This window comes from Rodentibacter mrazii (assembly GCF_001998825.1).
Taxonomy (GTDB): domain Bacteria; phylum Pseudomonadota; class Gammaproteobacteria; order Enterobacterales; family Pasteurellaceae; genus Rodentibacter; species Rodentibacter mrazii.
This window is the reverse complement of the sequence record NZ_MLHG01000013.1, coordinates 74,447-99,882: the sequence shown is the minus strand read 5'-3', so window position 1 is coordinate 99,882 and position 25,436 is coordinate 74,447. Positions and strand designations below refer to the sequence as shown.

Below are 25,436 nucleotides of genomic sequence, written 5' to 3'. Positions count from 1 at the left end.
AAAATGTGATTAGGAGAATTTAATGAACAAATTTGTTAAATCCTTATTAGTTGCAGGTTCTGTAGCTGCATTAGCAGCATGTAGTTCCTCTAGCAACGATGCGGCTGGCAACGGTGCTGCAACAAACGGTCAAACTTTCGGTGGTTATTCTGTCGAAGATCTTCAACAACGTTACAACACAGTATATTTCGGTTTTGACAAATATAATATCGAAGGTGAGTATGTTCAAATCTTAGATGCGCACGCTGCATACTTAAATGCAACGCCTGCATCAAAAGTCATTGTTGAAGGTAACACCGATGAGCGCGGTACGCCGGAGTACAATATTGCTTTAGGTCAACGTCGTGCTGATGCAGTTAAATCTTTCTTAGCCGGTAAAGGCGTAGAAGGTAGCAAAGTTTCAACTGTTTCTTATGGCGAAGAAAAACCTGCAGTATTAGGTCACGACGAAGCTGCATACTCTAAAAACCGTCGCGCTGTATTATCATACTAATTTTAGATCAGTTTGATTTTCTAAAGGTAGAGATTTAATCTCTACCTTTTGCATTTTTGTCCCTTATATTTATAAAAATTGGTGACTATTCCGTCAATTAGCACAAAATAGAAAAAATTTTCTTGCACAGAAAAATAAAATCAGTAATATACGCCTCTGTTACAGCGATGTGGGTCGTTAGCTCAGTCGGTAGAGCAGCGGACTTTTAATCCGTTGGTCGAAGGTTCGAATCCTTCACGACCCACCACTTCATACAGATCTCACTATGGGTCGTTAGCTCAGTCGGTAGAGCAGCGGACTTTTAATCCGTTGGTCGAAGGTTCGAATCCTTCACGACCCACCATCTAATTCTATAATTTATCTCTTAGTCCTATGTTGTAGCTAGAATTTGAATTCTTTCCAAGCAACACCTGCTTTTGTTATTTATTGATAAGTAATCTTTATTTTTAAAATAAGGAAATTCTTGACTTAAATTAAAGGTTATTATGATAAAATGGCTCAAGTATTTAATTAGGTAATAAAGCATAATGTTTGATCGCGTCCGAATTGTTCTCATTGAAACCTCGCATAGCGGGAATATTGGCTCCTCAGCAAGGGCAATGAAAACAATGGGGCTTTCTCAGTTATGTCTTGTTTCTCCTAAAGCCGTTGATGAGCAATCTATTGCACTTGCCGCAGGAGCAGCTGATATTGTCAAGAATGCTAAAATAGTATCGAGTTTTGATGAAGCTGTGGCCGATTGTTCTTTAGTGATTGGAACAAGTGCACGTTTGCGTCACTTACAGAGCACATTAATTGAACCGAGGGATTGTGCAGAAAAAGTGACAAAGCACCAAGGTAAAGTAGCTATCGTTTTTGGTAGAGAACGTGTCGGTTTGTACAATGATGAATTAATTAAATGCCATTATCACTTAACGATTCCGGCTAATCCTGACTATTCTTCATTAAATTTGGCAATGGCAGTCCAGCTTATTAGTTATGAATTGCGTATGGCAAATTTGATGAAAAATGGCAATGCTGCTCAGACTTTTTCAGAAAAAACGATAGAAAGCCAATCAGTGACGGTTCAAGAGATGGAGTATTTTTTTAATCATACTGAACAGCTGTATCAATCTCTCGGATTTATTCAAAATCAAGGAGTAATGCAGAAACTGAGACGTTTATATAATCGTGCAAATATGGAAAAAAATGAACTAAATATTCTGCGTGGCATGCTAAGTGCGGTTGAAAAAGGGTTAGATTTGCCCAAGATAGATAGTTGATTATTTTGGTCGGATATGTAAACATTAGCGCAATTTTAAGGAAACTTTATGAAACTTACCTCAAAGGGACGTTATGCGGTGACCGCGGTGCTAGATATCGCATTAAATGCAGAATCTGGCCCGGTGAGTCTTGCTGATATTTCTGAACGTCAAAATATTTCATTATCTTATCTAGAACAACTTTTTGCTAAATTGCGTCGTGACGGATTAGTGAAAAGTGTCCGTGGACCTGGTGGGGGGTATAGGCTTGGATTATCAAGTGATCAAATTTCCGTGGGAATGATTATTTCTGCAGTAAATGAAAATATCCATGTGACTAAATGTTTAGGTCGAGGAAACTGTCAAAATGGAAAAGAATGCTTAACTCATACTCTTTGGGAGGATCTAAGTAATCGTATTGAAAGTTTCTTAAATGAAATTACGTTAGCAGAACTTGTCAGTAAGCGTTGCCAAAAGAATTCGTCGCATCATGATTTTGAAAATTTAGTATTAATGAATCCATAAAGGAAAGTAGTCGCACATTTGAATGTGCGGTCAAATTTGGAATGATTTTTAGGAGTGAAAATGAAATTACCTATTTATTTGGATTATGCAGCAACCTGTCCGGTAGATGAACGAGTCGCTAAAAAAATGATGGGATTTTTAACCATCGAGGGCACGTTCGGAAATCCGGCTTCACGCTCGCATAAATTTGGTTGGCAAGCAGAGGAAGCTGTGGATATTGCACGTAATCAAATTGCCGATTTAATTGGTGCTGATTCCCGTGAGATTGTATTCACTTCCGGCGCAACGGAATCTGACAATCTGGCGATTAAAGGCGCAGCCTATTTCTATCAAACCAAAGGTAAACATATTATTACCTGCAAAACCGAACACAAGGCAGTATTAGATACTTGTCGTCAATTGGAGCGTGAGGGGTTTGAAGTCACTTATTTATCGCCGGAATCTGATGGCTTAATTGATTTAGAAAAATTCAAAGCGGCACTTCGTCCGGATACGATTTTGGTTTCCATTATGCACGCAAATAATGAAATTGGTGTGATTCAAGATATTAAGGCGATTGGTGAACTTTGCCGTGCAAATAAAACCCTTTTCCATGTTGATGCTACACAAAGTGTGGGGAAAGTAGCAATTAATCTTGCCGAATTAGCGGTGGATCTAATGTCAATGTCTAGCCATAAACTTTATGGACCAAAAGGTATTGGTGCATTATATGTTCGTCGTAAACCTCGTGTACGTTTAGAAGCGATTATTCACGGTGGTGGTCACGAACGTGGGATGCGTTCCGGTACGTTACCGGTTCATCAAATTGTGGGTATGGGGGAAGCTTATCGTATTGCGAAAGAAGAAATGGCAACAGAAATGCCACGTTTAAAAGCGCTTCGTGACCGTTTGTATAACGGCTTGAAAGATATTGAGGAGACCTATGTCAATGGTTCTATGGAACATCGCCTCGATAATAATTTAAACATCAGTTTTAACTATGTAGAAGGTGAATCACTAATGATGTCATTGCGTGACATTGCGGTCTCATCCGGTTCTGCTTGTACTTCAGCGAGTCTTGAACCGTCTTATGTATTAAGAGCATTAGGTTTGAATGATGAATTGGCACACAGCTCGATTCGTTTTACCCTAGGTCGCTACACTACCGAGGAAGAAATTGATTACACCGTTAATTTAGTAAAAAATGCGGTTGAAAAATTACGTGCATTATCCCCATTATGGGATATGTTTAAAGAAGGCATTGATCTCAATACGATTGAATGGTCTGCCCATTAATATCTATCGCTGCCTGAAGTGTATGAAAGGCGGTATTTATCAGAATTTAAAAAAGGAAAGTTAAGATGGCTTATAGCGAAAAAGTAATCGACCATTACGAAAATCCACGTAATGTGGGTTCAATGGATAAAAAAGATAGTTCTGTCGGTACCGGAATGGTGGGCGCGCCGGCCTGTGGTGATGTGATGCAGTTACAAATTAAAGTGAATGATAACGGCATTATTGAAGATGCAAAATTTAAAACCTATGGTTGTGGATCCGCCATTGCATCAAGCTCATTAATTACCGAATGGGTGAAAGGCAAATCTTTAGAGGAAGCTGGGGCAATTAAAAATAGTCAAATTGCGGAAGAATTAGAATTGCCACCGGTGAAAGTTCACTGTTCAATTTTAGCTGAGGATGCGATAAAAGCAGCAATTGCCGATTATAAAGCAAAGCAAGGTGAATAAATAAAAAGTGCGGTTGTTTTTGACCGCACTTTTACTGCTCTCTTGGGGGAAGAATTGAGTATTATATTAACAGAAAAAGCAGCACAACGTGTAAAAGCTTTTTTGGATAATCGCGGAAAAGGTATCGGTTTGCGTCTGGGCGTGAAAACATCAGGATGTTCAGGTTTAGCGTATGTATTGGAATTTGTCGATGTATTAAATGAGGAAGATCAAGTCTTTGAACAACATGGTGTGAAGGTGATTGTGGATCCGAAAAGTTTAGTTTATCTCAATGGTATTGAATTGGATTATGTCAAAGAAGGCTTGAACGAAGGCTTTAAATATAACAACCCGAATGTGAAAGAATCCTGTGGTTGTGGTGAAAGTTTCCACGTTTAATGTTGAGTTGAAAGATAATGTTAAATCCCTTTGAAATTTTTGATTTACCCGTTGATTTCCAATTGGATACGCAAGTGTTAAATGTGCGTTATTTGGAATTACAAAAAGCTTTGCATCCTGATAATTTCGTTTCCGCAAGTGCCACAGAGCAGAGAATAGCAATGCAAAAATCAACGGAAGTGAATGATGCCTTAAAAACGTTAAAAGATCCGATTCTTCGAGCGGAAGCGATTGTTGCGCTTAATCTGTGTGAACAACAAGATATTGAACAAAAAAGCACGCAAGATGTGGCGTTTTTAATGCAGCAGTTACAATGGCGTGAGCTATTGGAAAATGTAGAAAGCCAAAAAGATGAACAAGCATTGAATGCATTGGCAGCCGAAATCCGTCAAGAAACACAGCAATTATTGACCGCACTTTCTTATAGTATCCAAACTCAACAGTGGGCTCAGACTACACAACTTTGTGATAAATTACGCTTTACACGCAAACTTACAGAAGAAGTTGAGCGTGTGGAAGAACGCTTTTTTGAATGATAAAGCGTGCTGAGAATTGAACGCACTTTTAATGATGTAATCCTATTATGCAAACTCTCGAACAATTGATTTCCCCAGAAGCTTCTGCTTGGCCCACACTTTTAAAATGGATTGAACAGGCTCGCAATCATTGTCTAATGATTAAGAAAGATCAACCCAGTGCCGAACGTGAATTGTTTACTATGCAAATGCCCACTTCATCCCCTATGGGGGCAGTGATTTATGAAACTGGTGGTATTCTCATTCGTTATGGTTGGTTGCGTATTTTAGGCTCGGGTAGTTTTCAATTACCACGTGGGCTGATGGATTGGAATTTTAGTAAATCTTTCAAAGAATCAGGGGAAAAACCTCAGTATTTATTGGTTGCAGATGATGTGATTGGGGGGTATTTTGCGTTAAATGGCGGTTCTTTAGGGGAAAATCTCGGTAAAATTTACTATTTTTCACCAAAGGATTTAGTTTGGCATAATTTGAATTTTACTTATACCGAATTCTTAGCTTGGGCGTTAAATGGCGATCTGGAGGCTTTCTACCAAGGCTTATTTTGGCAAAATTGGCAAGAAGAAGTGAAACAACTTGACGGTAACCAAGTGTTTGTATTCACCCCGGATTTAAATGAAGATAAAGTCATAGCAATAGATCAACGCCAAAAACGTGAAGTGAATATTGAAACCCATTATAATGCCTGTTTCGTTGAAAAAGATAAATTTGAAATGGCTTATTCTGTGGGATAACTTATTGAAATAGAAAAGAAATATTATGGCATTATTACAGATTTCAGAACCCGGACAGACCGCAGCGCCTCATCAGCATCGTTTAGCGGTAGGGATTGATTTAGGGACAACCAATTCCTTGATTGCTTCGGTTAGAAGCGGTCAAGCCGTAATTTTAAATGATGAGCAGGAGCGTAGCCTCGTTCCTTCCGTGGTGCATTATGGAAAAAAGGAAAAACAAGTCGGGGTAGAGGCTTTTGCTCAAGCAGCAACTGATCCTAAAAATACGATAGTTTCTGCAAAACGCTTAATAGGACGAAGCTTAACCGATGTGCAGGCACGTTATCTGAATATGCCTTATGATTTTGTGGCGAGTGAAAATGGCTTGCCATTGATCCTTACAAACCAAGGGAAAAAAAGCCCTGTGGAAGTGTCTGCCGATATTTTGGCACATTTGAATCATATCGCAGAACAACGTCTTGGAGGGGAACTATCAGGCGTTGTTATTACGGTTCCTGCCTATTTTGACGATGCGCAACGCCAAAGTACGAAAGATGCGGCACGTTTGGCGGGTTTGAACGTATTACGCTTATTGAATGAACCCACAGCCGCCGCGGTGGCGTACGGCTTGGATAGTGGCCAAGAAGGGATTGTTGCAGTTTATGATTTAGGCGGCGGAACCTTTGATATTTCCATCCTGCGTTTATCTAAAGGCGTGTTTGAGGTATTAGCAACAGGTGGTGATACGGCATTGGGGGGCGATGATTTTGACCATTGCATTGCTGATTGGGTCGTAACACAAACGCAGTTCCAACCACAAAATGTCAATCAACAACGAGAGCTGTTAATCCTTGCTGCTCAAGCGAAAGTTGCCTTGAGTCAGGCGGAAAGTGCGGTCATTTCTTGGCAAGATTTTTCCATTACAATGACGCGTGATCAATTTAATGAATTAATTCATCCACTTGTAAAACACTCGTTACTCACTTGTCGCCGAGCATTAAAAGATGCCAATATCGATGCAAATGAAATCCAAGAAGTGGTGATGGTGGGCGGTTCAACACGTGTGCCTTATGTTCGTGAGCAAGTAGGCGAATTTTTTGGCAAAAACCCACTCACTTCTATCGATCCGGATAAAGTGGTGGCACTTGGGGCGGCGATTCAAGCGGACATTTTAGTCGGCAATAAAACCGATGCCAATATGCTATTGCTTGATGTGGTACCACTTTCACTCGGTATTGAAACCATGGGCGGCTTGGTGGAAAAAATTATTCCACGCAATACCACCATTCCTGTTGCTCGAGCACAAGAATTTACCACCTTTAAAGACGGTCAAACAGCAATGACCGTGCATGTGGTGCAAGGTGAGCGTGAATTAGTGGCGGATTGCCGTTCACTTGGACGCTTCACTTTACGCGGTATTCCGCCAATGGCAGCCGGTGCGGCGCATATTCGTGTGACTTACCAAGTGGATGCCGATGGTTTATTAAGTGTTACAGCGATGGAAAAATCCACCAAAGTGCAAGCATCAATTCAAATTAAGCCATCTTATGGTTTAACCGATGAGGAAGTGACGGCGATGATCAAATCTTCCTTTGATCATGCACAAGAAGATTTGCAGGCCCGTGAGTTGGCAGAGCAACGTGTGGAAGCTGATCGTGTGATTGAGAGTGTGATTGTGGCATTACAGGCAGATGGTTCCGCATTGCTTAGCACTGAAGAATTTCATCATATTGAAGCAGTGTTGAAACAATTGATGGAGGTGAAACTGGGGAGTGATCGTCATGCCATTGCACAAGGCATTAAAGCCTTAGATGCTGCCACACAAGAGTTTGCCGCAAGACGAATGAATGTCAGTATTAATCGTGCTTTAACCGGTAAGAATGTATCGGATATGGAAAAACTGTAAATAAAAGTGCGGTTAAATTGAGGTGAGTTTTAACCTATTGTTTAACGTAAGCTGTTTTTTAATCATTGTGATTTAAGGAAAGTATTATGCCAAAAGTGATTTTTTTACCAAATGAAGAATTTTGCCCAGAAGGTATGGTCGTGGATGCGGCTGCCGGTGATAACTTATTAGAAGTGGCTCATAATGCCGGGGTAGAGATTCATCATGCTTGTGACGGTTCTTGCGCTTGCACGACCTGTCATGTGATTATTCGTGAAGGATTTGATTCTTTAAATGAAACCAGCGATCAAGAAGAAGATATGCTGGATAAAGCCTGGGGTTTGGAAATGGATAGCCGTCTTTCTTGTCAGTGTGTGGTGGGGAATGATGATTTAGTAGTGGAAATCCCAAAATATAATCTTAATCATGCAAATGAGGCGGCACACTAATGAAATGGACGGATTCACAACTTATTGCGGAAGAATTGTATGATCGCAACCCTGATCTTGATCCTAAAACTGTCCGTTTTACGGATTTACATCAGTGGATTTGTGAATTAGAAGATTTTGATGATGATCCACAAAAATCTAACGAGACGATTCTTGAAGCCATTTTATTGAAGTGGTTAGAGGAATATGAGTAAAAAATGCCCGCACTTTTGCGGGCTTTTTTATAAAGATTAAATTCTTTCGTTTTTTTACTTAACTTCTTGAACTGATGTGATGGGTAATCTCATCATTGGTTGTTTAGATCTTGCTAAGTTACTAATTGATTTGTTTTTCAAGTGGAGAAATAACACCATCTTTTACTTCAAATAATCTTCCAGTTTCTGCTTTCATTTCTTTTAACTGTTTCTGTGTAATTGCCGTCACAAATACTTGCGATCCGCTTTGTTGTAAACGTTCGGCGAGTAATGTGCGTTTAAACGGATCCAATTCCGAGGCGAAATCATCAACTAAAAAAATACAATGGCGTTGCTTTTCTTTCATTAAATGTTCCCCTTGGGCGAGGCGTAAAGCACACATGAGTAATTTTAATTGTCCGCGAGAAAGTACATCTTCGACAGGCAATCCATTCGCTTTGAAACGAAAATCTGCTTTTTGCGGACCGGAAAAAGTATAGCCAAGGGCTTTATCTCGATCAAAATTTTGTTCCAGTAAATCGCTATATTCGGTATCTTTATCCCAACCCTGATGGAAACTGACGCTAATGTCTAATTCAGGTAAAAAAAGTTGGCAGGTTTTTTCAATATCTGTACGTAAAGCTTCCGCATATTCTGTGCGCCAATCACTGACATCGTGAGCAAGTTTTGATAATTCAATATCCCAAATTTTTATTGCAGAATAAGGTTGATGCTGATTGAGTGCCGCATTGCGTTGTTTTAATAGGCGATTTAGGTTGCGCCAAGCAGAATGAAAATGAGTGTGATGATGGAATAAACCCCAATCTAAAAATGCTCGCCTATAGCTTGGACCGCCATTGAGTAAAGTTAAGCCTTCCGGGGTGATAAGTTGCATAGGAAGGAGGTGAGCAAGATCGGAAATTTTGTTTCCATCTTCACCGTTGATTTTTACAATTGTGTTGCCTTGACGAAGTTTTTGTAATCCTATTGACCACTGATGTTGCTTTTCTTGAATATTTCCAAACAAAGTAAAATGTGGTTCGTCATAAGAAATGATGCGATTTGTGACCGCACTTTTAAAGGAGCGCCCGTGACCTAAATAGAAAATTGCCTCTAACAGGCTGGTTTTCCCACTCCCGTTATTGCCGATCAAAAAGTTAAAGCCGCGATCTAATTCAAGATCTACGGCATTTAAATTTCTAAATTTTTCAATCAGTAAACGGGAAATTGCCATCTTATAGACGCATCGGCATAATCACATATTCGCTACTGTTGTCTTCACAATTTTCAATAAGACAGCTGGATGAGGCATCCGTTAAGCGGATACGGACTTGTTGACATTTTAGGGTATTTAATACATCCAAAATATAAGTTACATTAAAACCGACTTCTAATTCTTCGCCGGAATACATAACGTCCACAATTTCCTCCGCTACTTCGTGTTCCGGATTGGAGGCAGTAATTTTGAGTTGGTTTTCGGTTAAATTCAAACGTACGCTACGTACACGTTCATTAGAAAGAATTGATGCACGAACAAAAGCCTGTTTTAAGGCTTCCCAGCTACCTTCTACAATTTTATCCGCATTACGTGGTAGTACGCGACGATAATCAGGGAAACGCCCATCAATCAATTTTGATGTAAAGATAATATGATTTAAATGGATGCGCAGGTTATTGGTACCAATTTGTAAACGGGCCGTTTCCTCTGTGTTTTCCAACAGTCGATTGAGTTCTAATACTCCTTTTCGTGGCAAAATTACCGCGTGATTTTGCAGTTCTTGTTCGAGGGCAATAGTACAAACTGCAAGGCGATGACCATCGGTTGCAACGGTGCGGAGTAAATTACCTTCCGTTTCAAATTTCATTCCGTTTAAGAAGTAACGGGCATCTTGGTTTGCCATAGAAAATTGTGTCGCCTCTATTAAACGGCGTAAGGTGTTTTGTGGTAAAGCAAAATCCACTTCTGATTGCCAGTCTGTTAGATTTGGATATTCTTCTGCTGGGAGAGTAGCAAGGTTAAATTTACTTCTTCCTGATTGTACGATGGCGCGATCTTCTTCAAATGTGACGGTAATTTCAAATTCATCGGATAAAGTACGGCAAATATCTAAGAACTTTTTTGCCGGAATAGTAAAGTTACCGTTAGAGGAAGAGGAGGAAAGCTGAGTTTGAGTTGAAAGCTCAACTTCTAAATCAGTACCGGTAATGGTTAAACGATTGTCTTTAATCTGTAGCAAAACATTATTTAATACGGGAATATTTGGGCGACTGCTCAATACGCCACAAACTTGTTGTAACGGTTTTAAAAGGTTTTCTCTAGAAATACTGAATTGCATAGTGGCTCCTTATGCGGATAAGGTACGAATTAAATTCGCCCAATCTTCTTGAATGCTGTTATCTTTTTCACGAAATTTTGGCACTTCACGGCAAGCGTTCAGCACGGTGGTGTGATCCCGATCAAAGGCCCGACCGATTTCCGGCAAACTGCGATTTGTTAATTCTTTTGCCAGTGCCATAGCGATTTGGCGGGGACGTGTTACCGAGCGCTGACGGCTTTTGGATTTTAAATCCGATACCTTGATTCGATAGTATTCAGCTACTGTTTTCTGAATGTTATCAATGGTTACCAAACGCTCTTGTAAAGCAAGAATATCTTTCAGGGTGTCACGGACAAAATCAATATTAATCTCACCGCCTTTAAAATCTTGCATTGCTTTCACGCGATTGAGAGCGCCTTCCAGTTCGCGTACATTCGTGCGTAAACGTTGAGCGATAAAAAATGCCACCTCTTCCGGTAGATGCATTTGATGTTCTTCCGCTTTTTTCAATAATATTGCCACACGGGTTTCTAAGTCAGGTGGCTCAATGGCGGTAGTTAATCCCCAACCAAAACGGGATTTTAAACGCTCTTCAATTTTCTCAATTTCTTTCGGGTAGCGATCAGAGGTTAAAATGATTTGGCGACCGGTTTCAAATAAGTTATTGAAAATATGGAAAAATTCCTCTTGAGTTTTTTCTTTTTCGGCAAAAAACTGAATATCATCCACTAAAAGGGCATCAAGTGAACGATAGAACTTTTTGAATTGATCCATATTATTGTCACGCATTGCTTTTACCATGTGTTGCATAAAATTGTTGGCGTGAATATAAAGTACCCGAGCATTGGGCTTATTTGCCAAGATACCGTTACCAATAGCGTGCAATAAGTGGGTTTTTCCTAGCCCTGTTCCTCCATATAAGAAGAACGGATTTGCAGTAGCCTCTCCGGGCGCTTGTGCCAATTTTTGTCCGACTGCGCGGGCTAATTGGTTTGATTTACCTTCGACAAAGTTTTCAAACACATGCTTGGTATTTAGATGTGAGTCGAATTTCAACGATTTTTCTATTTCAGTTTTATCATCGGAATTGACCGCACTTTCAGCCGATTGTATCGTAGGTTTAATAATGGCTTTTGGAGTTGGTTTTACCCCTTCCTTAAGGATAATTTGTAAATTTGGATTTTGTGAAAGTGTTTGGCAAATTTGATGAATTTGTTTGAGGTAATGGGTTTCAACCCAACCTTTTACAAACATATTTGAAGCATAAAGTACGATTTTATCTTGAGAGACCGTATCAGCTTGTAATGGACGAAGCCAAGTGCTTAAATCGGTAGCGGAAACTTGATCTTGTAATTGAGAAAGGCAATCTTGCCAAAGATTAGAGAGGCTCACTATAAACTATCCTTAATGCTGCTTTCCACTTATAATAAATTGGATATACGATATAAGTACAATCAAAAATTTTAGAGATTCTACAATAATCTTGGCAAAAAATCTTCTTAAGAAACGGGAAAAAGCTAAAAAGGTGATTCTATATTTTATTTGAATTATGTGTGATTGCGATGATTTTGGAGAGAGGCAAGATTGTTTTTTAAAAATTTCCTTTCTTAGTTTGACGAACACCTGATTTATGATTAGAATTACGTCCTATTTTTTATAACCCTTATTTGTTTTGGATTCAAAACAGTAAACATTTGAGATTTAGGTAAATTAAAATGAAACGTACATTCCAACCTTCTGTATTAAAACGTAGCCGTACTCACGGTTTTCGTGCTCGTATGGCAACTAAAAACGGCCGTCAAGTTTTAGCCCGTCGTCGTGCTAAAGGTCGTAAAAGTTTATCTGCATAATCGCTATTCTTAGTGGTTAAGCTAAACTTTTCTAGGGAGTTACGTTTGCTGACTCCCCTTCAATTCAAAAATGTCTTTGAACAACCGTTTCGAGCTAGCACGCCTGAACTGAGTATCCTCGCAAGAAAAAATAATCTTGAACATCCCCGCTTAGGTTTAACTGTCGCAAAAAAACATTTGAAACGCGCGCATGATCGCAATCGAATTAAGCGCTTAGTGCGTGAAAGTTTTCGTTTGTATCAGCATCAGTTACCTGCTAGTGATTTTGTTTTTGTCGCAAAAGGTGGAATTGCGAAGCTTGATAAGGTTACATTTCGTCAAACGTTAGAAAAATTATGGCAGCGACACATTCGTTTGGCTCAAAAATCTTAATTGGTTTAATCCGAATTTATCAAATGACGATCAGTCCTTTGCTCGGTCCGCGTTGTCGATTTGTTCCTACTTGTTCATGTTATGGCATTGAAGCGTTAAAAACACACGGATTGTTAAAAGGTGGTTGGCTTACACTAAAACGTGTATTAAAATGTCACCCTTTGAACGAGGGTGGATTCGATCCGGTTCCACCAAAAACCAATAATAACGATGAGAAAAAATAATGGACTCAAGACGTAGCCTGTTAGTGTTAGCGCTAATGTTTATTTCTTTCCTTGTTTATCAGCAGTGGCAAATGGATAAAAATCCACCTCCGGCAGCTGAACAAACAACTTCAATTACTTCAGATGTACCTGCAAGTTCCTCTTCATCAACACAAATTGCTCCTGATTCAGCGGTTAAAGGTCGTATTATCACCCTTGAAAATGATGTTCTACGTCTAAAAGTAGATATTCTAGGTGGTGATGTAGTGAGTTCTGAACTCTTAAAATATGATGCAGAGTTAGATTCTAAAACACCATTTGTGCTGCTAAAAGATTCTCCGGAACATATTTATATCGCACAAAGTGGCTTGATTGGTAAAAATGGGATTGATACCAAATCCGGTCGCGCACAATATCAAATTGAAGGTGATCATTTCAAATTAGCCGAAGGACAAGATTCCCTTTCTATTCCATTAATTTTTGAAAAAGATGGGGTAACCTATCAAAAAGTGTTTGTGTTAAAACGCGGTAGTTATGATCTTGGTGTAGATTATAAAATCAATAACCAAAGCGGTGAAACCATTGAAGTAGAGCCTTATGGTCAATTAAAACATACATTAGTGGAAAGTAGTGGCAATGTAGCAATGCCAACTTATACCGGTGGTGCTTATTCTTCATCAGAAACCAATTATAAGAAATACAGTTTCGCTGATATGAAAGATGCGAATCTTTCTATCAATACCAAAGCCGGTTGGGTTGCCGTATTACAGCATTACTTTGTTTCTGCATGGATTCCGAATCAAGATGTGGATAATCAACTTTATACCCTCACTGATACAAAAAATAATGTGGCTTCAATTGGTTATCGCGGACCAGTCGTGACAATTCCTGCAGGTGCACAAGAAACAATTTCCAGCTCATTATGGACAGGTCCTAAACTTCAAAATGATATGGCAAAAGTGGCAAATAACTTAGACTTGACTGTTGATTATGGTTGGGCATGGTTTATTGCGAAACCGTTATTCTGGTTACTCACTTTCATCCAAGGAATCGTTTCTAACTGGGGTGTGGCGATTATTTGTGTAACTATTGTTGTTAAAGCGATTCTATATCCACTCACAAAAGCACAATATACCTCAATGGCAAAAATGCGTATGTTACAGCCAAAAATGCAAGAAATGCGTGAGCGTTTTGGTGATGATCGTCAGCGTATGAGCCAAGAAATGATGAAACTCTATAAAGAGGAAAAAGTTAATCCGTTAGGCGGTTGTTTGCCGATTCTTCTGCAAATGCCGATTTTCATTGCGCTATATTGGACATTTATGGAAGCCGTTGAGCTTCGTCACGCACCATTCTTTGGTTGGATTCAAGATTTATCCGCACAAGATCCATATTACATTCTGCCGATTTTGATGGGTATTTCGATGTATTTGCTGCAAAAAATGTCTCCGACACCGGTGGCTGATCCAATGCAGCAAAAAGTGATGAATTTTATGCCATTGATCTTTATGTTCTTTTTCCTCTGGTTCCCGGCAGGTTTGGTATTATACTGGTTAGTGTCTAACTTAATCACTATTGTACAGCAACAGCTGATTTACCGTGGATTAGAGAAAAAAGGGTTACATTCTCGGAAAAAATAATTCGTAATTATGTGGAAAAAGGCATCGAAAGGTGCCTTTTTCTATCATAGGGTATTGATGATATCTCTGAGGGTGTATAGCATACACCCTATTGTATTTTTTAGCGCATCCAAGTGCGGTCATTTTTAAAAGAGTTTTTTATGAAAGAAACAATCGTTGCACAAGCCACAGCACCGGGGCGGGGTGGCATTGGTATTTTAAGGATTTCCGGACCTTTAGCGGGCGAAGTTGCGAACAACGTATTGGGTAAATGCCCGAAACCGCGTATGGCGGACTATTTACCTTTCAAAGATGTTGATGGAACGGTATTAGACCAAGGCATTGCCCTTTATTTTAAAGCACCGAATTCTTTTACCGGTGAAGATGTATTGGAATTGCAAGGGCATGGCGGACAGATTGTACTTGATTTATTACTGAAACGTATTTTGCAAATTGATGGTATTCGTTTAGCTCGTCCGGGGGAGTTTTCCGAACAAGCTTTTTTAAATGATAAATTGGATTTGGCGCAAGCGGAGGCTATCGCCGATTTAATTGATGCCACTTCCGAACAGGCAGCCCGTTCGGCGTTGAAGTCTTTACAAGGTGAATTTTCACATAAAGTCAATGCCTTGGTCGATTCGGTTATTTATTTGAGAACCTATGTGGAAGCGGCGATCGATTTCCCTGATGAAGAAATTGATTTCTTAGCGGATGGCAAAATTGAAGCGAATTTACGTGGAATTATTACCCAACTGGATGATGTACGCCGTGAAGCAAAGCAAGGTGCGATTTTGCGTGAGGGGATGAAGGTCGTGATTGCAGGTCGTCCGAATGCGGGGAAATCCAGTCTATTGAATGCCCTTGCCGGTCGTGAAGCCGCGATTGTAACCGATATTGCAGGAACCACACGTGATGTTTTACGTGAGCATATTCACATTGATGGTATGCCGCTCCATATTATTGATACGGCAGGGCTTCGTGAGGCTACTGATGAAGTGGAGCGAATCGGTATTTCTCGTGCTTGGACAGAAATAGAACAAGCGGATCGTATTATTTTAATGCTCGACAGTAGTGATACGGAGAGCCAAAATCTTGAAAAAGTGCGGTCAGAATTTTTAGCGAAATTACCGACAAATATTCCTGTGACGATTGTGCGTAATAAAATTGATTTAACTGATGAACAAGAAGGATTGAGTGAAGAAAACGGTTATCAAATCATTCGCTTGTCAGCTCAAACACACAAAGGCGTGCAGTTACTCCGTGATCATTTAAAACAAGCCATGGGATTCCAAACCGGTATTGAAGGCGGATTTTTAGCCCGTCGTCGCCATTTAGAAGCATTAGAAAAAGCGGCGGAGCATTTGCAAATTGGTTTAGTTCAATTAACGGAATTTCATGCAGGAGAATTATTGGCGGAAGAATTACGTCTGGTGCAAGCGCAATTAAGTGAAATTACCGGACAATTTACCTCGGATGATTTACTCAGTAATATTTTCAGCTCATTTTGTATTGGCAAATAAAGGCAGATAACCATGGCATTTTATATACTGTGGATTATTGCACTGGGACTATCGATGGATGCCTTTGCCGTTTCGATTTCTAAAGGACTTGCTATGCTCTCTTTTAGATGGAAACAGGCAGTGATGATAGCCCTTTGCTTTGGTTGTTTCCAAGCAATAATGCCACTTATCGGTTATGTGTTAGGGGCGCAATTTAGCAAAGTTATTCAGGAATGGGATCACTGGATTGCGTTTATTCTCTTACTATTAATTGGGGCAAATATGATCCGTGAGGGGTTCTCCGAAGAAGAACAAGAGCAGATTTCAGATTTAATCAATATTAAACGACTACTTACTTTAGGTTTGGCGACGAGTGTTGATGCGCTGGCGGTCGGTATTTCATTTGCTTTTTTGTATGTGGATATTATTGAGGCAGTATGGACTATTGGTTTTACTACTTTTGTGATTTCTTTTATCGGCATAAAGAGCGGTCATTTTTTAGGAAGAAAATTTAAAAATAAAGCCGAAATTTTTGGCGGTTTAGTCATCATTATTATCGGGATTAAAATTTTATTTGAGCACGATGTTTTCGTATTTTAAGGTGCGAATTTCCTCGCTTTCGATTATAATTCGAAAAATTTTGTCTTTTAAAAAGGGTAAATATGTTTATTGAAAAAATGAATGGTATGGCAAATACCAAAATTGCTAAATTTATTCTCGGACTGATTACCATTTCATTCTTAGTAGGGGGGATGTCCGGTTATTTATTTAGTAGCTATGATTCTTATGCCGCAAAGGTCAATGGCGAAACCATTTCCCAGCAAGAGTTTATGAATCGTTATAACCAAGAATTTGAAGCTCGTGCGGCACAAGAAGGGGAGGCATTTTTAACTCAGTCCGATTCGCCTGAATTTGTCAATACTTTGCGTCAGGGAATTATTAATCGTTTGGTTGATCAAGAATTGCTTCGTCAATATGCGAAAGAATTGAAATTAGGTGTAAGCGATGAAATGATCAAACGAGCCATTGTGGTTGATCCGAATTTTCAATCTAATGGAAAATTTGACAATGGATTATATCAACAAATTCTTGCACAAAATGGCTTAAGTTCGGATACCTATGCGAATATTTTGCGTGGTGCACTGACACTTGAACAAATGCAAAACGGTATTGCAAATAGTGAATTTGTAGTGCCTGTTCAAGTAAAAGATAGTGCTCAACTTTTCTTTCAAAAACGTATTGCTCGTTTAGCGACATTATCCCTTGCTGATGAAATGGCAAAACAGAATATCACTGAAGATGAAGTAAAAACTTACTATGAAGCCAATCAAAAAGCTTTTGTGCAACCTGAACAAGTAAAAGTACAATATATCCAAGTTTCAGGCGCCGATGTAGCAAAAGATATTCAAGTAAGTGATGTGGAAATTGCGCAATATTATCAAGATAATAAAGCACAGTTTATGACTCAGAAATTAGCGCATATTCAATTTTCCAATGAACAAGATGCGCAAACTGCTTATCAAGAATTACAGAATGGCGCAAGTTTTGCCGAGTTAGCTAAAACACGTTCGCTAGATAAAGTTTCAGGTGAGAAGGGGGGCGAATTAGGTTGGGTAAATATCAATGAATTACCAAAGGCTTTTGAAGATGCTGCAATTATGCTTCAGGTCGGAAAATTTAGCGAACCGGTCAATGTTGAGGGGAGTTTTCACATTATTTTAGTCGAGGAGCGTAAAGAAAAACCGCTAGATGAAGTGAAAACACAAATCACAGATTTAGTGGGTAAAAACTTATTGGAAAACCGCTTTTACACAGTCGAAAAAAATGTACGTGAAAAAGCTTTTGAAGACTCTAAATCTTTAGAGAGTGCAGCAAACGTAGCCGGCGTAAAAGTGCAAGAAAGCGGTTATTTTTCTCGTGAAAATGTACCGGAAGCGTTAAATTCACCTAATGTGGTTTCTGCGATGTTTGATTCCGATATTTCAAATGGAGGAGCAAATTCCGAACCGTTAAATATAGGGGAACAAAATATTGTTTTGGTACGTGTGTTAGATCATAAAGCTGAAGGCATAAAAACATTAGATGAAGCAAAATCGGATATTGAAAACTTTTTAAAACGTGAAAAAGCGGAAAAAATGTTGATTACGAAGGCTACACAATCGGTTAATGATCTTTCGACAGATCCAAATAAATTGCCGGAGGGTATTTCTTTCGGTACGGAACAAACTTTTGCCTTTACTGAAAATCAAGATCCGATTTTAACCAATGGTATTTTCTCCATGGAAAAACCGGCAAATGGCGCAACAGTGTATAAAATGGTGCGTAATAGTAAAGGTGATGTGATAGTCGCAGCGCTGAGTAAAGTGGAGCAAGGCGAACTGAATGAGCAAGAATTAGCTCAATTCGGAGAGCAACTCCGTCAAACGCAGCAACTTGAATTACGTACACAACTTTTACAAGCATTGCGTGATAAGGCAAAAATTGAAATTAATGAAGCCTTTATCAAACAAGAAGATGAAAACTAATTTGTGAGTTCTGACCTAGAAGCCTATGGGAAGGGAACATAGGCTTTTTTCTTGAGAGAATAAAGGTAAATTGCAATCAAGCCTGATTTCTGATAAAAAGTGCGGTAATTTTCTAGCATTATTCAGAGAATGCACAAAACAGAAATGTCAATGAAATGTAGGGACGCACTGAGTGCGTTCACTTAATAACCCATTGAAATTGTTTGTTTTTATAGAGGATACACGTAGTGTGTCCCTACTGAATAAACCATAATCAAATTTGTGCAACTGCGACATAATGTCATAATTTTCAACCGCACTTTTTTCATTGATGAAAGGAAAATCCCATGGCAGAAGAAACCATTTTCAGTAAAATTATTCGCAAAGAAATTCCCGCTAATATTGTTTATCAAGATGAGTTGGTTACCGCATTTCGTGATATTGCACCGCAAGCCAAAACCCATATTTTAATTATTCCAAATAAATTAATTCCAACCATAAATGATGTAACCGAACAAGATGAAGTTTCACTTGGTCGTTTGTTCACTGTGGCGGCAAAATTAGCCAAACAAGAGGGTATTGCGGAAGATGGTTATCGTTTAATTATTAACTGTAACAAGCATGGCGGGCAGGAAGTATTCCATATTCATATGCACCTGCTCGGGGGCGAACCGCTTGGCAAAATGTTGGGAAAATAATGAAGAAATCACTGATTATTTTTTCGAGTATTGTACTTTCGGCTTGTTCCGTTTCAGGACCGAATTTAGTTCATACAAATAACCCAATTTTGAATATAACAGCGGAGCTTGCTCCTGTTGTTGAAGTGAAAGTGTCGGCAGATTCTGCATGGGTAAAAAATAAAAGCGCCCAACCTATTAATGTGAATTATCATCTTTTTTGGTATAACGCACAGGGTATTACTCAAGTTTGGACGGATCAACGAGAGAGCGTTGTTGGAAAGTTGCGCTTACAAGCTCAAGAAAGTAAAGCCATTGAGCTGATGAAACCGACATCAGAAAGTACCAATTATCGTCTTTATTTACAGTAAATTATGTCTACTTTATTAATTGATCTTGAAGGCTACGAATTAAGCCAAGAAGAAATCGAGCTGTTGGAACATCCTCTGGTTGCCGGTTTAATTTTGTTTACACGAAATTTTTATGATCGAGAACAGATTCAGGCATTGGTGAAATCCGTGCGTGAGCGTGTGAAGAAGCCTTTACTCATTACAGTGGATCAAGAAGGCGGTCGAGTGCAACGTTTCCGTGAAGGCTTTACGCAATTACCGGCAATGCAAGCTTTTGCCTCATTGTCCGATGATTTGCAGCAGCAACAATGTTGGGCAAGGGAAGCCGGCTGGCAAATGGCGACGGAAATAGCTGCTCTTGATATTGATTTAAGTTTTGCTCCAGTGTTGGATTTGGGGCATGAATGCCGTGCTATTGGGGATCGTAGCTTTAGTGCTAATGTGAAAAGTGCAGTCAATTTAGCAAGCGTTTTTATTGATGGAATGCATGAGGCCGGCATGGCAACAACGGGTAAACATTTTCCCGGTCATGGACAGGTATTGGCAGATTCTCATTTAGAAACGCCTTATGATGAACGTCCTCAGACTGAGATTTTTAGTCAAGATATTCAACCTTTCCAACAATTAATTGCTCGGCAAAAATTAGATGCCATTATGCCTGCTCATGTTATTTATAGCCAATGTGATAGCCAGCCGGCAAGTGGTTCAGAATATTGGTTAAAGCGTATTTTACGTGAAAAACTGAATTTCAATGGAGCAATTTTCTCCGATGATCTAGGTATGAAAGGTGCCGGATTTATGGGAGATTTTGTCGCGCGTAGTGAAAAAGCATTAAATGCCGGTTGTGATTTATTGTTACTTTGTAATGAACGGGAAGGTGTGGTTCAAGTGTTAGATCAATTAAAACTCTCGGAAAATCAACCGCACTTTATTCAACGTCAAACTCGCTTAAAAAGTTTATTTAAGAAAAAATCATATAACTGGTCTGAATTAATCGAAACAGCACGCTGGCTGGAAAATCATAAAAAGTTAGCGGTACTGCAACAAGAATGGCTGGCGAGCAAAGCATGATTGACTGCCACCATTATCAAGCGGGAAATTGTCGTTCATGTCAATGGCTTGAAATGCCCTACGAACAACAACTTTCTGAGAAAATCACTCATCTTAAAATACAACTTTCCCATTTGAATTGCGATGATTTGGTTTGGTTGCCACCTTTCCAATCCCGCCTGTCGGGATTTCGCAATAAAGCCAAAATGGTTGTCAGCGGTTCGGTGGAACGCCCGATTCTTGGCATTTTACAAGAGTCTAATGATCCGAATAGTGCGATTGATTTGTCTGATTGTCCTCTTTATCCCACGCATTTTGGCGCAATTTTTTCTATTCTGAAAGATTTTATCGGGCGTGCCGGTTTAGTGCCGTACAACGTTGCCAAGAAGAAAGGCGAACTTAAATATATTTTGCTGACAGAAAGCATATCAACAGGAAAATTAATGTTACGTTTTGTGTTGCGTTCTGAAAATAAATTGGCATTAATTTATCGGGAACTGGCAGGGCTTCTCAGCAAATTGCCCCAATTAGAGGTGGTTAGTGTGAATTTGCAATCCCAACACGCTGCGATTTTGGAAGGGGAGCAAGAAATTTTTCTAACAGAAAAACAGTTTCTGGCGGAAAATTTTAATGATATTCCGCTTTTTATCCGTCCCCAAGGGTTTTTCCAAACGAATCCTCAGGTTGCTGCAAGATTATATAAAACGGCACAACAATGGATAAAAGGTTTGCCTATCACAAAGTTATGGGATTTATTTTGTGGTGTGGGCGGTTTTGGTTTGCATTGTGCCTATGGATTACAAAAACAAGGGCAGAACGTTGAGTTAACAGGCATTGAAATTTCGCCATCGGCAATTTTGGCGGCAAAAATGTCCGATCAAAAGTTAGCGTTACAGAACGTGAAATTTCAATCTTTAGATGCGGCAAATTTTGCATTGAATGGAAATGGGGAAAAACCGGATTTGGTTATCGTAAATCCCCCACGTCGTGGAATCGGGCGGGAATTGAGTGAATTTCTCAATCAAATCCGACCGCACTTTATTTTATATTCCAGTTGTAACGCGATTTCTATGGGGAAAGATTTACGCTATCTGACACATTATAAGCCTATCAAAATTCAGCTTTTTGATATGTTTCCGCATACGGCACATTATGAGGTGCTGACATTATTAGAGCGTGTCACCAATTAATGATTCAGGCGGATAATATCCGCCTTGAATTATTGTTTAATTTTGCTATAGGCTAATGCAAGGACAAAAATTGCCGCCTGCAATAAAATGATACAAGCGCCCGTTGAGGCATCAAAGTGATAGCTTAAAATCACACCCATAAGGCTTGAAATGACAGAGGTTATGACGGCAACCCATAGCATTTTATCAAAGGATTTCGTCAATGTAAGCGCAGTAATTCCCGGTGCTATCAACATGGCAACCACTAAAATTACGCCAACCACCTGCATGGTGCTGACAATAGTAAGCGCAGTTAGAATAAGCAAGCTATAATGCAAAACTTGTGGTGAGAGACCGGCGACTCGAGCGTGGCTTGCATCAAAACAATAAAGTAGTAAATCACGGCGCTTAAAGAGAATAACAACAAAAACAAAGGTAGAAATGACCGCAGTTTGTATTAATTCAATATTGCTGACCCCTAATACGTTGCCAAACAAAATATGGGTTAAATGTTGCTCGGTTTGAATTTTGGTAAACATCACCAATCCGATGGCAAACATTCCTGAAAACACAATACCCATGGCGGTATCTTCTTTAATTCGACTGTTTTCTTTTAAATATCCCACGCCGAAGGCACAAAAAATGCCGGATAGGAATGCGCCGATAGCAAGAGGAATACCTACTAGATAGGCTAATACAATTCCGGGTAGCACGGCATGAGAAATCGCGTCACCCATTAGCGACCAACCCTTTAATACTAAATAACAGGACAGTAGGGCACAGATAGTAGAGACAATTAATGCTGTGAGCAACGCATTCTGCATAAAAGCAAATTGGAGAGGCTCGAAAAACCAATCAAACATTGGGTACCGCCTTTTTATTGCGAGTAAGTAAGCCGTATTTTGGGGAAAATAAAAACGCAAGCAAGAAAAGTAAAGTTTGCAGTGTAACAATTATTCCCCCGCTTGCACCGTCTAAATAATAGCTAATATAAACGCCCACAAAACTGGTGATTGAACCTAGTATAACGGCAATGATCGCTAGGGTTTTAAATTTGTCTGTCAGTAAGTAAGCCGTGGCGCCCGGTGTAATGACCATTGCGATCACAAGAATTGCTCCTACGGTCTGTAATGCAGCGACGACACAAGCACTTAATAAGGTAAAAAATAAGGTTTTATAGAAAAGTGGTGAAAGTCCTACGGTAATCGCTTGAGTTTCATCGAAAAAAATCAGTAGTAGATCTTTCCAGAATAATAAAAGCAAGACTAAACAAATACCGATAATGATCGAAACTTGGTAGATGTCCTCATCTGCAATTCCCAAAATATTACCTAAAATAATACTTTGCACATTTACGGCAGTTGGATTTAAGGAAATAATCAATAACCCGAACGCAAAAAATGTACTGAAAATAAAGCCGATAACGGCATCTTCCTTTAGCTTCGAAATAGATTTAATCCATAAAATAGAAATTGCGGCTAAAATACCTGAAAAAAATGCACCAAGCGCATAAGGCAAGGAAAACGCATAAGCAATGGCAACACCCGGTACAACGGAGTGTGATAAGGCATCACCAATTAATGACCAGCCCTTGAGCATTAAATAGGAGGATAAAAAAGCACAAATTCCACCGACAACCGTACTCAAAATCATTGCTTTCAGCATATAGTCATAAGAGAAGGGCTCGAGTAGTAAATCTAGCATAGGTTATTCCTTCTCTTTTTTATTAGCGGACGTATCAGAATAGCAATCTTGTGTCGTGGCGGGAGGATCTTGTTTAGTTTCACCATAGAATACTACTGCTTTTTCATCATCGGTCAGGACTGTTACTGCGCGTTTGTCTTCATCATTATGTAAGTCTTCACCTTGTAATCTAATATGGCGCAACACACCACCAAAGACGATCTCTAAATTGTGTTGGTTAAAGGTATCTTCGGTTTTGCCGGCAGCAATGACCGTGCGATTGATCATCACAACCTGATCACAAAAATCAGGCACAGAACCCAGATTGTGAGTCGAAACTAAAATTAGATGCCCTTCACTACGAAGTTGCTGCAATAAATCTACAATAGCGTTTTCCGTTTTAACATCTACCCCAGTGAAAGGCTCATCCAATAAAATTATTGGACTTTGTTGTGCCAGTGCCCGAGCTAAAAACACTCGTTTTTTTTGCCCGCCGGACAGTTCGCCAATTTGGCGATGTGCAAGATGCTCAATGTTTACACGTTGCATAGCCTCTTGCACTTTCTGTTTATCAATAGCTTTTGGGATACGTAAAAGATTCATATATCCATAACGCCCCATCATTACGACATCATAAACGGAAACAGGGAATTGCCAGTCCACTTCTTCCGATTGCGGAACATAAGCAATCAGATTACGTTTTAGAGCTTGAGAGATCGGTAGGTTGCATAGTTTTATTTCACCTTTTTGTGGTTTCACCAACCCCATTAGGCTTCTAAACAAGGTTGATTTTCCACTACCGTTCACGCCAACCAGTGCGCAAATCGTACCGTCATTGAGTGAAAAGGTCATATCGTGAATCGCAGTATGCCCGTTGTTGTAACGAACAGTTACGTCATTCACCCAAATTGATGTCGAAAATGAGTCCATTATTTTTCAAATCCTTTAACGATGGTAGATACTGTAGTATTCAATAGGTCAATATAGGTTGGTACAGGCCCTTCTTTGGTTGAAAGAGAATCTACATACAATACTCCCCCATATTTTGCCCCGCTTTCTTTCGCCACTTGTTGTGCCGGTTTAGGTGAAATAGTACTTTCACTGAACACTACCGGAATATTATTTTTACGAACCAAATCAATGACTTTACGAACTTGTTGAGGCGTTCCTTGCTGTTCGGCATTAATTGGCCATAAATAACCTTCTTTTAAGTTGTAATCTTTCGCCAAATAGCTGAAAGCTCCTTCGCTGGTGACCAGCCAACGTTTAGATTCCGGAATTTGTGCAAGTTTAGCACGAAGTGGTTCATCTAATTGTTTAATTTTTTGTGTGTAGTCTGCCGCATTTTTTTCATATACCGCGGCATTTTGAGGATCATGTTTTATCAGCGCATTTTTAATATTTTCAATATAAATCAATGCATTAGAAGGTGACATCCAAGCGTGCGGATTAGGCGCGTCTTTGTAAGGGCCTTCATAAATAGAAAGAGGTGTAATACCTTCTGTCACCACTACGGCTGGTTTATCCTTAATATTTTGGAAAAAACGTTCAAACCAACGCTCTAAATTTAAACCGTTCCATAAAATCAAATCGGCAGATTGTGCCTTTACGATGTCTTTTGGTGTCGGTTCGTATTCATGAATTTCCGCTCCAGGCTTTGTGATAGATTCTACGGTTGCTGCGTCGCCGGCTACATTTTGTGCAATATCTTGGATAACAGTAAAAGTAGTAACGACTTTAAATTTTGCATTAGCTTGCATCGTAAATAAACCTAAGGCAAGTGCGGTCATAATTTTTAATGAAATTCGCATAAGATCTCCGTATAAAGTAGAATTTATAGGTGAATACACAAGAGTTTACATTCACAGGGACAATAGTACTACTTTTTGTAGAGATTTCAAATAAAAATGATTATCAACTTCTAAGATTTTATTTTATAGTGATTAGCATATCAAAAAGGACGATAGATTTTTTCTATGCTTTTAAATGTTTATGGCTGTAGGAATAAAAATATACCGGCATATT

29 protein-coding genes and 2 tRNA genes are annotated in these 25,436 nt (G+C 39.4%); 24 read left to right on the top strand and 7 right to left on the bottom strand.

Annotated elements, in window-relative coordinates; translation table 11 throughout:
- Positions 1 to 22: 22 nt before the first annotated feature.
- From pal to iscX, 13 genes are all read left to right on the top strand, one after another.
- On the top strand, positions 23 to 493 hold the full coding sequence (gene pal / locus BKK47_RS02365; RefSeq protein WP_018355289.1) for a peptidoglycan-associated lipoprotein Pal: 471 nt from the start codon (positions 23 to 25) through the stop codon (positions 491 to 493).
- 171 nt (positions 494 to 664) lie between these two features.
- A tRNA-Lys gene (locus BKK47_RS02360) sits at positions 665 to 740 on the top strand.
- A 20-nt stretch (positions 741 to 760) separates the two neighbouring features.
- A tRNA-Lys gene (locus BKK47_RS02355) sits at positions 761 to 836 on the top strand.
- A 184-nt stretch (positions 837 to 1,020) separates the two neighbouring features.
- Complete coding sequence (gene trmJ / locus BKK47_RS02350; RefSeq protein ID WP_077493317.1) at positions 1,021 to 1,755, top strand: tRNA (cytosine(32)/uridine(32)-2'-O)-methyltransferase TrmJ; 735 nt, start codon at positions 1,021 to 1,023, stop codon at positions 1,753 to 1,755.
- Between the two features lie 48 nt (positions 1,756 to 1,803).
- A complete protein-coding gene (gene iscR / locus BKK47_RS02345; protein WP_077493316.1) occupies positions 1,804 to 2,259 on the top strand; it encodes a Fe-S cluster assembly transcriptional regulator IscR in 456 nt (151 codons plus the stop codon).
- Between the two features lie 60 nt (positions 2,260 to 2,319).
- Positions 2,320 to 3,534 (top strand): IscS subfamily cysteine desulfurase, encoded by a 1,215-nt coding sequence (locus BKK47_RS02340; protein WP_077493315.1) that lies wholly within the window; start codon positions 2,320 to 2,322, stop codon positions 3,532 to 3,534.
- 65 nt (positions 3,535 to 3,599) lie between these two features.
- Entirely contained in the window at positions 3,600 to 3,983 is a 384-nt protein-coding gene (gene iscU / locus BKK47_RS02335) for a Fe-S cluster assembly scaffold IscU (protein WP_077415449.1), read from the top strand.
- A gap of 54 nt (positions 3,984 to 4,037) precedes the next feature.
- Positions 4,038 to 4,361 carry an iron-sulfur cluster assembly protein IscA gene (gene iscA, locus BKK47_RS02330; RefSeq protein ID WP_077493332.1) on the top strand — a complete coding sequence of 108 codons (324 nt, stop codon included), beginning with the start codon at positions 4,038 to 4,040 and terminating at the stop codon, positions 4,359 to 4,361.
- Between the two features lie 17 nt (positions 4,362 to 4,378).
- On the top strand, positions 4,379 to 4,897 hold the full coding sequence (gene hscB / locus BKK47_RS02325; RefSeq protein ID WP_077493314.1) for a Fe-S protein assembly co-chaperone HscB: 519 nt from the start codon (positions 4,379 to 4,381) through the stop codon (positions 4,895 to 4,897).
- Positions 4,898 to 4,944: 47 nt separating this feature from the next.
- Positions 4,945 to 5,631, top strand: a complete 687-nt coding sequence (locus tag BKK47_RS02320) for a DUF2625 domain-containing protein (protein ID WP_077493313.1) — start codon at positions 4,945 to 4,947, stop codon at positions 5,629 to 5,631.
- A gap of 25 nt (positions 5,632 to 5,656) precedes the next feature.
- Positions 5,657 to 7,516 (top strand): Fe-S protein assembly chaperone HscA, encoded by a 1,860-nt coding sequence (gene hscA, locus BKK47_RS02315; protein WP_077493312.1) that lies wholly within the window; start codon positions 5,657 to 5,659, stop codon positions 7,514 to 7,516.
- An 86-nt stretch (positions 7,517 to 7,602) separates the two neighbouring features.
- On the top strand, positions 7,603 to 7,944 hold the full coding sequence (fdx, locus tag BKK47_RS02310; RefSeq protein ID WP_077493311.1) for an ISC system 2Fe-2S type ferredoxin: 342 nt from the start codon (positions 7,603 to 7,605) through the stop codon (positions 7,942 to 7,944).
- Positions 7,944 to 8,138, top strand: a complete 195-nt coding sequence (iscX, locus tag BKK47_RS02305; RefSeq protein WP_077493310.1) for a Fe-S cluster assembly protein IscX — start codon at positions 7,944 to 7,946, stop codon at positions 8,136 to 8,138. The genes fdx and iscX overlap by 1 nt, the downstream gene beginning before the upstream one ends.
- A gap of 121 nt (positions 8,139 to 8,259) precedes the next feature.
- Here iscX and recF read toward each other — a convergent pair whose 3' ends face one another.
- Genes recF through dnaA form a run of 3 tightly spaced genes read right to left on the bottom strand, consistent with a single transcriptional unit; the run spans position 8,260 to position 11,827 of the window.
- Positions 8,260 to 9,351, bottom strand: a complete 1,092-nt coding sequence (gene recF / locus BKK47_RS02300) for a DNA replication/repair protein RecF (RefSeq protein WP_077493309.1) — start codon at positions 9,349 to 9,351, stop codon at positions 8,260 to 8,262.
- A gap of 1 nt (position 9,352) precedes the next feature.
- Complete coding sequence (gene dnaN, locus BKK47_RS02295; protein WP_077493308.1) at positions 9,353 to 10,453, bottom strand: DNA polymerase III subunit beta; 1,101 nt, start codon at positions 10,451 to 10,453, stop codon at positions 9,353 to 9,355.
- A gap of 9 nt (positions 10,454 to 10,462) precedes the next feature.
- The gene (gene dnaA / locus BKK47_RS02290) at positions 10,463 to 11,827 is read right to left on the bottom strand and encodes a chromosomal replication initiator protein DnaA (RefSeq protein WP_077493307.1); all 1,365 of its coding nucleotides are present in this window, start codon (positions 11,825 to 11,827) and stop codon (positions 10,463 to 10,465) included.
- A gap of 323 nt (positions 11,828 to 12,150) precedes the next feature.
- Between dnaA and rpmH the strand changes: the two genes are divergently transcribed.
- The 11 genes from rpmH (at position 12,151) to rlmC (ending at position 21,749) form a co-directional block, all read left to right on the top strand.
- Entirely contained in the window at positions 12,151 to 12,285 is a 135-nt protein-coding gene (gene rpmH / locus BKK47_RS02285; protein WP_005539760.1) for a 50S ribosomal protein L34, read from the top strand.
- Between the two features lie 12 nt (positions 12,286 to 12,297).
- Entirely contained in the window at positions 12,298 to 12,657 is a 360-nt protein-coding gene (rnpA, locus tag BKK47_RS02280; RefSeq protein WP_077493306.1) for a ribonuclease P protein component, read from the top strand.
- Entirely contained in the window at positions 12,621 to 12,881 is a 261-nt protein-coding gene (gene yidD / locus BKK47_RS02275; RefSeq protein ID WP_077493305.1) for a membrane protein insertion efficiency factor YidD, read from the top strand. Before rnpA ends, yidD begins: the two co-directional genes overlap by 37 nt.
- The gene (yidC, locus tag BKK47_RS02270) at positions 12,881 to 14,500 is read left to right on the top strand and encodes a membrane protein insertase YidC (RefSeq protein ID WP_077493304.1); all 1,620 of its coding nucleotides are present in this window, start codon (positions 12,881 to 12,883) and stop codon (positions 14,498 to 14,500) included. Before yidD ends, yidC begins: the two co-directional genes overlap by 1 nt.
- A 140-nt stretch (positions 14,501 to 14,640) precedes the next feature.
- Positions 14,641 to 15,999 carry a tRNA uridine-5-carboxymethylaminomethyl(34) synthesis GTPase MnmE gene (gene mnmE, locus BKK47_RS02265; RefSeq protein ID WP_077493303.1) on the top strand — a complete coding sequence of 453 codons (1,359 nt, stop codon included), beginning with the start codon at positions 14,641 to 14,643 and terminating at the stop codon, positions 15,997 to 15,999.
- Positions 16,000 to 16,011: 12 nt separating this feature from the next.
- Positions 16,012 to 16,578: a manganese efflux pump MntP gene (locus BKK47_RS02260; RefSeq protein WP_077493302.1), complete on the top strand. Its 567-nt coding sequence runs from the start codon at positions 16,012 to 16,014 to the stop codon at positions 16,576 to 16,578.
- A gap of 62 nt (positions 16,579 to 16,640) precedes the next feature.
- Complete coding sequence (locus tag BKK47_RS02255; protein ID WP_077493301.1) at positions 16,641 to 18,503, top strand: SurA N-terminal domain-containing protein; 1,863 nt, start codon at positions 16,641 to 16,643, stop codon at positions 18,501 to 18,503.
- A 326-nt stretch (positions 18,504 to 18,829) separates the two neighbouring features.
- The gene (gene hinT, locus BKK47_RS02250) at positions 18,830 to 19,180 is read left to right on the top strand and encodes a purine nucleoside phosphoramidase (protein WP_077493300.1); all 351 of its coding nucleotides are present in this window, start codon (positions 18,830 to 18,832) and stop codon (positions 19,178 to 19,180) included.
- Positions 19,180 to 19,530: a DUF1425 domain-containing protein gene (locus tag BKK47_RS02245; protein ID WP_077493299.1), complete on the top strand. Its 351-nt coding sequence runs from the start codon at positions 19,180 to 19,182 to the stop codon at positions 19,528 to 19,530. Before hinT ends, BKK47_RS02245 begins: the two co-directional genes overlap by 1 nt.
- A 3-nt stretch (positions 19,531 to 19,533) precedes the next feature.
- The gene (gene nagZ, locus BKK47_RS02240; protein ID WP_077493298.1) at positions 19,534 to 20,580 is read left to right on the top strand and encodes a beta-N-acetylhexosaminidase; all 1,047 of its coding nucleotides are present in this window, start codon (positions 19,534 to 19,536) and stop codon (positions 20,578 to 20,580) included.
- Entirely contained in the window at positions 20,577 to 21,749 is a 1,173-nt protein-coding gene (rlmC, locus tag BKK47_RS02235; protein ID WP_077493297.1) for a 23S rRNA (uracil(747)-C(5))-methyltransferase RlmC, read from the top strand. The genes nagZ and rlmC overlap by 4 nt, the downstream gene beginning before the upstream one ends.
- A 29-nt stretch (positions 21,750 to 21,778) precedes the next feature.
- Here rlmC and BKK47_RS02230 read toward each other — a convergent pair whose 3' ends face one another.
- From BKK47_RS02230 to BKK47_RS02215, 4 genes are read right to left on the bottom strand one after another with little or no spacing between them, the layout of a single operon-like run.
- Positions 21,779 to 22,591 (bottom strand): metal ABC transporter permease, encoded by an 813-nt coding sequence (locus BKK47_RS02230; protein WP_077493296.1) that lies wholly within the window; start codon positions 22,589 to 22,591, stop codon positions 21,779 to 21,781.
- Positions 22,584 to 23,432: a metal ABC transporter permease gene (locus BKK47_RS02225; RefSeq protein WP_077493295.1), complete on the bottom strand. Its 849-nt coding sequence runs from the start codon at positions 23,430 to 23,432 to the stop codon at positions 22,584 to 22,586. The genes BKK47_RS02230 and BKK47_RS02225 overlap by 8 nt, the downstream gene beginning before the upstream one ends.
- A gap of 3 nt (positions 23,433 to 23,435) precedes the next feature.
- Positions 23,436 to 24,341: an ATP-binding cassette domain-containing protein gene (locus BKK47_RS02220; RefSeq protein ID WP_077493294.1), complete on the bottom strand. Its 906-nt coding sequence runs from the start codon at positions 24,339 to 24,341 to the stop codon at positions 23,436 to 23,438.
- Entirely contained in the window at positions 24,341 to 25,222 is an 882-nt protein-coding gene (locus BKK47_RS02215; protein ID WP_077493293.1) for a metal ABC transporter substrate-binding protein, read from the bottom strand. Before BKK47_RS02215 ends, BKK47_RS02220 begins: the two co-directional genes overlap by 1 nt.
- Between the last annotated feature and the right edge of the window lie 214 nt (positions 25,223 to 25,436).